This is a genomic window from Escherichia sp. KCJ4928 (assembly GCF_004352695.1).
In the GTDB taxonomy this organism is placed as follows: domain Bacteria; phylum Pseudomonadota; class Gammaproteobacteria; order Enterobacterales; family Enterobacteriaceae; genus ECMA0423.
The window spans coordinates 1-1,033 of sequence record NZ_SJWV01000441.1 but is presented as its reverse complement, the minus strand read 5'-3'; the positions used below and the strand labels follow the sequence as shown (position 1 = coordinate 1,033).

General features: G+C 57.3%; 1 pseudogene. It reads right to left on the bottom strand.

Annotation, left to right across the window (positions count from 1 at the left end):
- Positions 1–34: 34 nt before the first annotated feature.
- Positions 35–1,033, bottom strand: a pseudogene (locus tag E0D98_RS24685) (ATP-binding protein); the annotation flags it as partial.

The following is a 1,033-nucleotide window of genomic DNA, read 5'->3' as shown; positions in this document are numbered from 1 at the left end:
CGCCGGCAGCGGGGAGTGATGTGTATGCTGTACATCAGAGGTGATATCCCTGCTTACGGATGAGTTCTGCAGCCAGATCATGGATGACGTTTTCACTGTCATGTGTACGGGCGCGGTGTTCTATCAGTGAGGTGGCTGAACCACGGGGAAAGTTTTCTGCCAGGATCTGGCGTGCCCGCAGTGACCCGAGCTCCTGCGTCAGCGCACGTCTCAGGGCGCTGTCTTTGGGTGAGGAATTCAGTGCCCACAGCTCCAGTGGACCGAGAGTGAATTTCAGGATCCGGGCCAGCGTACCGTTTTTTACACGGAACACAGCCAGTACCGGGACACCGCTGCCATCCGGTGCAGCCCCTTCCGGCATTTTCAGAAAGCGCCGCAGGGTGACTTCAGGGACACCAAAATTATCCCGCAGAAACGGAATTTCGTCAGGGCGGTAACGCAGCAACCAGAGGGTGTTGGCGGATTTGAGAACTGCCGGTGGATAGTCCTGCAGTAGCTGGGTGCTCAGCACTGTGCGTATCCCGAACTTACGCTGCTCCAGCTCCTGGGTGTCCAGGGCTTCCCAGATGAAATTGATCCCTTTTGCATTGTGCAGTTCGTCATAGACTTTGGTCTTGACCTCCTGATCAAGCTGTTCAATGCGGCGGAAAATCACCTCATGGTAGCGTGGGTCGAGATTTTTCCGTATTTCCTCCTGATACTGCGGCAGGACAAAATCCCCGCCGGCGATTTGTCCTGCCAGCAGGTACATGATGCCGGTGCGCAGACGTCCGGCAGGTGTCTTGTCACCGGCCACATTGTTCAGATCAACGGCCACGACGCGGGTGTCGGGGCTGAGCATAAACCGGGTACAGCCGGACATCATCGGGTAGTCACTGTGTCCCTGATCGAGGGCACGGCGGATGTAGTCCAGTAACAATTCTGCTGAGTTATCGCGCTGAACTGTGCCGAACACATCCCGGATGGATGGCTGTCCCAGCAGGGCGGACATTTCAGCCAGCAGGGGCATGGCCTGGTAGTGTGCCCGCTGGGC